This window comes from Nitrospira sp. CMX1, from assembly GCF_054902215.1.
Map to the genome: position 1 here is coordinate 1 of NZ_JBUBKD010000020.1, position 7208 is coordinate 7208.

Genomic DNA, 7208 nt, shown 5'->3' on the forward strand with positions numbered 1-7208 from the left:
ATGACACCCCTAGAGCATGGGCCATATGTACCCATCTCCTGGTATCGAAAGGTGCATAGGGTAGCGTCTTGAACTGCGTTAAGTCAAGGTGGAATAAGGGGAAACATAGCTGGGATCTCCGCACGTGCTTCTTCCCGCGCAGTAATTCGACCATCCTCGTCTCACTCACTGCGTGGTGCCGGAACATGTTCCGCCTGATGCATTGAAGGGCGGAACTTCGGACCTCGACACCATAGGCCTGCAGCGAGCCACAATCATTTTCCGGAATGGTCCAGAATTACTGCGCAGGTCACGAGTCAGTGCGGGCATCCTGCTATGAGGAGGAAGAGAGTCTGATCAGTGCCAAATCAGGGAGGCTACTCTTCGGTCTGATTGTTCCACTCCTAAAAGGGATCACCGACCTTAGAGCGTGATTTGCCCTGAAGCTTGGGAACCGTCCCTCTACGGCTGGCTGAGGGCCAGTGGATAGTCTTCTTCCTCCAGTATTTCAAGGCTCGGCAATGGAGCTGGATTTCGGCCTTCGGCGTTGCGTCTGCTGCGCTAATTGGCTGATGAGACTGCGCACACTGGCATTGCGGTGTTCTGCTACGGTCTTAGAGGCATGCGCAGGTTGAGCGAGAAGATTCAATAGCAGGGGAGACCTGTCGCATGATGGCGAGGCAGAGGCATCGTCTCACTGCTGGGCGCCCCCCTATGTTCCGTGGCACTTCTTGTATTTCTTCCCGCTGCCGCAGGGGCAGGGATCATTGCGACCGACCTTGTTCTCAGCCCGTTGGGCCGGAGCAGGCGCCGTGACCGGTTCCTCACCACGGTTCAAAGTGAGTTTAGGTTGCGGGCGTTGGGGGATTGGCTCGGGTGGAGTACTCGGTTGTTCGCCTTCATGGCGGACAGCCTGCACATGGAACAGCCGTTCGAGCGTGTCTGATTTGACCCGTTCCATCATGCCGGCGAACAGATCAAACCCTTCTCGCTTATATTCGATCAACGGGTCTTTCTGACCGTAGCCGCGAAGCCCGATGCCGTCTCGCAGATGGTCCATCGCTAACAGATGGTCCTTCCAATGGTGATCAATGACCTGGAGCATGAACGTCTTCTCCAGGAAACGCATCAATTCCGGTCCGAGCTCTGCTTCTTTTTTCGTATAGGCTTCTTGCACGTGGGCTTTCAGGTCTTCCAGCAAGGCGTCGCGCCCCACATCACGCAGGGAGTCCCCCCCATCGTGTTTGCCTTGGGTGATGTCTAGGCCGAATTGAGCGTGCATGACTTCAGTCAACCCTTTGACGTCCCAATCCTCGGGGTATTGATCTGGAGGACAATACACATTGAGGGACGACTCAACCGACCCCGCCATCATGTCATGAAGATCAGTGGTCAGGTTTTCCCCACTCAACACAGCCCGGCGGTGACGGTAGATTACTTCACGCTGCTTGTTCATGACGTCGTCGTATTCAAGCAACTGTTTCCGGATTTCGAAGTTATGGGCCTCAACCTTCTTTTGTGCGTTCGCAATCGCCCTGGTGACCATGCCATGTTCGATCGGGACGCCTTCCTCCATGCCGAGCTTGAGCATCAGTTGAGACACCCGTTCGGATGCGAAGATCCGCATCAAGTCGTCTTCCAATGAGAGGTAGAACCGTGACGTACCCGGATCTCCCTGGCGACCGGCTCGTCCACGAAGCTGATTGTCGATGCGGCGGCTTTCATGGCGCTCCGTGCCAAGAATATGCAGTCCCCCAACCCCGATGACTTCCTGCTTGTTCTTCTCACAATCGGATCGAATTTCCTCATAGACCTCAAGCTTGCGGCTCTCGGAAATGTTCTCCTCGCGATACAACACTTGCTTGTACATGAAGTCCGGATTGCCGCCCAATAAGATGTCGGTTCCGCGGCCCGCCATATTGGTGGCGATCGTGACGGCCCCCTTGCGCCCAGCCTGGGCGACGATTTCCGCTTCCCGTTCATGCTGCTTGGCGTTGAGGACGTTGTGCTTCACCCCATTACGATTCAGGAGCCCGGCAAGCTTCTCCGATTTTTCGATCGAAATGGTTCCGACGAGCACCGGTTGTCCGCGTTCGTGGCATTCCTTGATCTCTTCGACGATTGCCGAAAACTTTTCCTTCTCGGTGCGATAGACGACATCGGCATAATCCTGGCGGATCATTTGACGATTGGTCGGCACAACGTTGACATCGAGGTTGTAGATCTTGGCAAACTCGGCGGCTTCGGTATCGGCGGTCCCGGTCATGCCGCTGAGCTTGCTGTACATCCGAAAATAGTTTTGGAAGGTCACGGATGCAAGGGTCTGGTTCTCGTTGGCGATCTTCACCCCTTCCTTGGCCTCCACGGCCTGATGCAACCCGTCGCTCCAGCGTCGACCTGGCATCAACCGCCCCGTGAACTCGTCCACGATGATGACTTCGCCGTCCTTCACCACATAGTCCACATCTCGCCTGTAGAGCGTGTAGGCCTGCAGGGCCTTGACCACGTGGTGGACCATGTCCATGTTGGCCGGATCGTACAGATTGTCCACGCCCAGCAGTTTTTCGACTCGTGCGTTGCCGTCTTCGGTCAAGGCCGCCGTCTTGGTTTTCTCTTCAATAGTGTAGTCTGTTTCGGCCTTCAGCTGAGGGATGATCGCATTGATCCGATAATACAGGTCGGTGGTCTGATCGGTTTGGCCGGAAATGATCAACGGTGTACGGGCTTCATCGATCAAAATGCTGTCGACTTCGTCCACGATCGCGAAGTTCAGCTCGCGTTGGACGCACTGGTTCAATGCCGTGACGACCAGGTTATCGCGAAGGTAGTCGAATCCATATTCGTTGTTCGTCCCATAAGTAATGTCGGCGCGATACGCTTCGGGTCTCGTGCAGGGACGCAGGTGTTGCAGCCGTTTGTCAGATGCCTCGTAGGTCGGATCGTACATAAACGAAGCATCGTGTTGAATGATGCCCGTGGAGAGTCCCAACGCATGGTAGAGCTGAGCCATCCACTGGGCGTCGCGCTTCGCCAGGTAATCATTGACTGTGACGAGATGGACCCCTTTGCCCTCCAAGGCATTGAGATAGACGGGTAGGGTTGCGACCAGGGTTTTCCCTTCGCCGGTTTTCATCTCGGCAATACGCCCACGGTGGAGGATCATGCCGCCGATCAGCTGCACATCGAAATGGCGCATATTGAGCTTGCGGCGCGACATCTCCCGGCACACAGCAAACGCTTCTGGCAGGATGTCGTCGAGCGTCTGGCCTGCTTCAAGCCGCTTCTTGAAGTCCTGTGTCTTGTCGGCGAGCGCCTCATCGGAGAGGGGTGTGAGCCCGGCCTCCAGCCCATTGATCTGTGTCACGATTGGCCGCAGGGCCTTGATTTCCCGTTCGTTTTTACTGCCGAAAATTAGGTTGAGTACTTGCGTAACCATAGAAGTAGATTAAGTTGATATGTAGTGAGCGATAGTCGTTCTTGATGATATTTGGGTTTGGGTATTGGTGCCTTAAATAACCGAGGCAGTATACAGCATCTTTTCGGTGAATCCTACCTGATCCGCTGGTAGCCTCTGCGGTGGCTTGACAGGTGTTGATTTGGTCGCCTAGTATACGAACGATGTTGCATCTGTAGCATGCGTGAGCATGTCGGAGATCAACGGGCCTCCATCAGGAAGTGCATTCGAGCATGAGCCAGACATTCAGAAAATTCCTTTCGATATCGCTTGTGCTTGGTGTTCTCGTGATCGGTGGCCTGGCTCAGGCGCAAGCGGCTGAACATGCCGGGCACCATGCGCAGCATCAGGCAGCCACACACGGGACACTCCTCTGTTCCTGGATGTGCGCCGCGGGCACAGTGCTTGATAGTCAGGTGGTGTTGCTCCAGGCTGAACATAGTCCTGTCGCGATTCTCCAGACTTTTGATTCAACGGATACAATCTCTCAATTTTCTCGCATCGACGCCAACCGCGGCCCCCCTTCTTTCTCTCTGTAGCCCGTACCACTTCATCGCCCAGTAGAGCGTGATTTTGTCCATCCGGTCACCCACTGCGTGGGGTTCTTGATCTGGTGAGCAAAAGACAGCGTGTGTGGAGAGAGAGGTTTTTCAATATCATGGGCCGAATATCATCCCAATTCAACCGATTCCTCGTTCTTGCCGTCATGCTCCTCGCCCTGGATCTCAACACGAGAACGGCAGAGGGGTCTTGTGGGTCTGTGACGTGCTTTGTGGTGATCGGATCTCAGCAGCAGGTGTCACCGAAGGGCCTACTCACGGTGAACGCTTTTTATAACTATACGCCGCAAGGGACACTACTCAGCGGGACCGACGGAGTGATTCCCGCGGTCGATCTCGACAACCGGCAACTTATTTTGGGGCACCACAAAGAGATCCGCACCATTACACAAATGTATACGCTCGATCTCAACTATGGAGTGACCGATCGGTTTGGCATCGAAGTCGCCATCCCCTACAAGAAGATCAAGCACCGTCACTTTGATGGGTTAGGCGAAGTCAACGGAGGGGCCGGTGAGGAGACCCAATTTTCCGATAACGGCTTCGGTGATGTGTTCATTAACGCGAAATACAATGTATTGCCCTCTCTGAGGAGTCTTCTCGTAACGGGCTTCGGCGTCTATGTTCCCACCGGTGATCATAATCAAACGACCGCTGGTCTCGAAGGGGCTGAAACGATGGAGCCGACCGCTCAGATCGGGCGTGGTCAAGTCGGTGTGCAGGCGTCGTTCTATCAAGCCTATGAGCTCATCCCCCATCGGTTGAATCAGTTCGCGTCCGGCAGTTACCGGCATACGTTTCGTAACAACTTCGGGTATCAATTCGGGGATCAATTTGATTTTTCGTTAGGGGCCAATCTGGTGACAGTCCCGTGGCTTGTGCTGACCAATCAGTTCAACTTTCGCTACATGATGCGCGATCACTATCGGGGGTCGCTCGCTCGGTCGCAGATACTCAGCGACCCCACGTTTCCTGACGAAGTCATTGTCATGGACGACACCATCAGGAACCGATCAGTTCCGACAACCGGCTCCACATATTTTGCCTATACGCCAGGATTCCAGGTCAATCTCGGAGACGTCGTTCAGACAACGTTGAACGTCAAGACGCCGCTCATCGATAACACCTCGCTCTACTTTTATGCGCAAATCCCGGTCTATCGGGATTTCAATGGAAATCTGGCACAAGGCGTGAGCTACGTTTTCGGCGTGACGAAAGTGTTTCAAGTTTTGAATCCGTCGTAGACGTTGAATACGTATAAGGAAGGAGAATGCCATGAAATATTCGTCTTTTCTCCACATAGGTCTTCTTGTTGCGACCGTTGGGCTCTTGCCGATCAATGGTTTGGCCATGGGCTCACGTGTCCCGGCTGTGGGCACGACCGCTGAGGATTTTCGCTTGGTCGACTTGGAAGGTAAGTCGCAGAGCTTGAGTCAATATCGCGGCAAGGTCGTGCTCCTGAATTTCTGGGCCACCTGGTGCAAGCCTTGCACGACGGAGATGCCCGCGATGCAAACCATGTACGACAAGCTGCGGGATAAAGGATTTGTGGTGTTGGCCGTCAATGAACTGGAGGATGAACCAAAGGTCCGTGAACACATTAAGCAGCATGGCCATACGTTTCCTGTGCTCATGGACCGCGACAATAAAGTTGCCAACCAGTTCGGAGTGTTCGGCTTACCGGTGAGCGTGTTCATCGATGAAAAGGGCGTGGTTCGCGAGTACATCAAAGGTGGTCTCCTCACGGAGCAGGTGATTCTCGACACCGTGGCACGGATCCAAAACCCAGAACCGATGAAGGCGGCATCGCTCAAGTAGTAAACGAAACATGTCAGCAAGGTTGAAACAATCCTGGTTTGTCTGGTTGCTTTTGGTTTGCCTTGTGCTGGTGAACGGAGCTATGGCTGCGCCAAGCGTGGGCCATGCTCAGCACCATGCAGACCATCAGGCCGGAACTCACTCGACCGGACTCTGTGCTTGGTTCTGTGCGGCAGGACAGGACGTGGAGTCCACGTCGGTTTCGTTAGAGTCCACTCTTCAGCTCGTCGAGCAAACGGTCGTTGTTCACAGCAATCCAATTCGTATTCCCGTTTCTTTCCAGTACTTCTTCAGAGGGCCCCCTTCTCTTCTCGCATAACGCCTGCATATAGGCAGGTGTTTCCTTAACAACCGTGTTTTGCGGCGAGCTCCGATAGACGGATTTCGTCGTGTCACAACACAGAAAGAGTTTGGAATCATGGTACGGACGATCTTGTCCTGTGTTCTTGCTGTCTTGAGTGGAGTCGGACTGGCGGTGTCGATCCTCAATCCACATCGGGTTGAGGCTTCCTGTGGCTCTGTGAGTTGCTTCGTCGTGATCGGCTCACAACAACAGGTACCGATGAAGGGATTACTGACCGTCAATGCGATTTACAACTGGACCCCGATGGAGGCACCTCCTGGAGAGGGGGGGCGGATCCCATTTGCCAATCAGGGGACCAGAACGCTCACGTTGGCGAACTTGAATGTGAACAGCATCAAAACTACGACACGCACGGCGACCTTGGACCTCAATTATGGTTTGACCGACCGTATTGGTATTCAGGTGACGATTCCTTACAAACATGTCGAATCCAACGCTCAAATCGGCGGGCTCGTTCCTGTGCCATACGGTGAGGGCGGACTCGGTGATATTCGCGCTTCCCTGAAATACAACGTTCTGCCGACCCTCCGCAGTATGATCGTATTAGGCGTCGGGGTTGATTTCCCAACCGGCAGCTACGGCAAATTCGCACAGGGAACGACTTTAGCGGAATCGACACTCCAGATCGGCCGCGGAAATTTCGGAGTGGTTCCCATGATCTATCAAACGTATGAACTGATTCCTCATCGAGTGAGTCAGTTTGCCTCAGCGAGTTATCGGCACACATTTAAAAACAGCGACGGCTACAAATTCGGCGACGATGTGAACGCAAGCTTGGGGCTTAATGTGATCCCGCTTGAACAGACCCCCTGGCTGGTGCTGACGCAACAGTTCAATTTCCGATGGATGCAGAACGATGCGATGGACTCGTCATTGTTCTTATTCAATCCTGGTGGATCTCATATCTTGCTCGATCCAACAGTCAAGTTTCGGGCAGTACCAACAACTGGTTCAACCTATGTCGCCTATTCGCCGGGTGTCATGTTCAATGTGATGAATTTCGCCTCGTTCTATTTCATCGCGCAGATCCCCA

General features: G+C 53.9%; 5 protein-coding genes. 4 read left to right on the plus strand and 1 reads right to left on the minus strand.

Annotated elements, in window-relative coordinates; translation table 11 throughout:
• Positions 1 to 691 precede the first annotated feature (691 nt).
• The gene (gene secA, locus ACYX34_RS06550; RefSeq protein ID WP_462075753.1) at positions 692 to 3415 is read right to left on the minus strand and encodes a preprotein translocase subunit SecA; all 2724 of its coding nucleotides are present in this window, start codon (positions 3413 to 3415) and stop codon (positions 692 to 694) included.
• Positions 3416 to 3666: 251 nt separating this feature from the next.
• Between secA and ACYX34_RS06555 the strand changes: the two genes are divergently transcribed.
• From ACYX34_RS06555 to ACYX34_RS06570, 4 genes are all read left to right on the plus strand, one after another.
• A complete protein-coding gene (locus ACYX34_RS06555) occupies positions 3667 to 3972 on the plus strand; it encodes a hypothetical protein (protein WP_462075754.1) in 306 nt (101 codons plus the stop codon).
• Positions 3973 to 4091: 119 nt separating this feature from the next.
• Positions 4092 to 5237, plus strand: a complete 1146-nt coding sequence (locus ACYX34_RS06560) for a transporter (protein ID WP_462075755.1) — start codon at positions 4092 to 4094, stop codon at positions 5235 to 5237.
• Between the two features lie 31 nt (positions 5238 to 5268).
• The gene (locus tag ACYX34_RS06565) at positions 5269 to 5811 is read left to right on the plus strand and encodes a TlpA disulfide reductase family protein (protein WP_462075756.1); all 543 of its coding nucleotides are present in this window, start codon (positions 5269 to 5271) and stop codon (positions 5809 to 5811) included.
• Positions 5812 to 6229: 418 nt separating this feature from the next.
• The coding region (locus ACYX34_RS06570) for a transporter (RefSeq protein WP_462075757.1) at positions 6230 to 7208 on the plus strand (979 nt) is incomplete at its 3' end.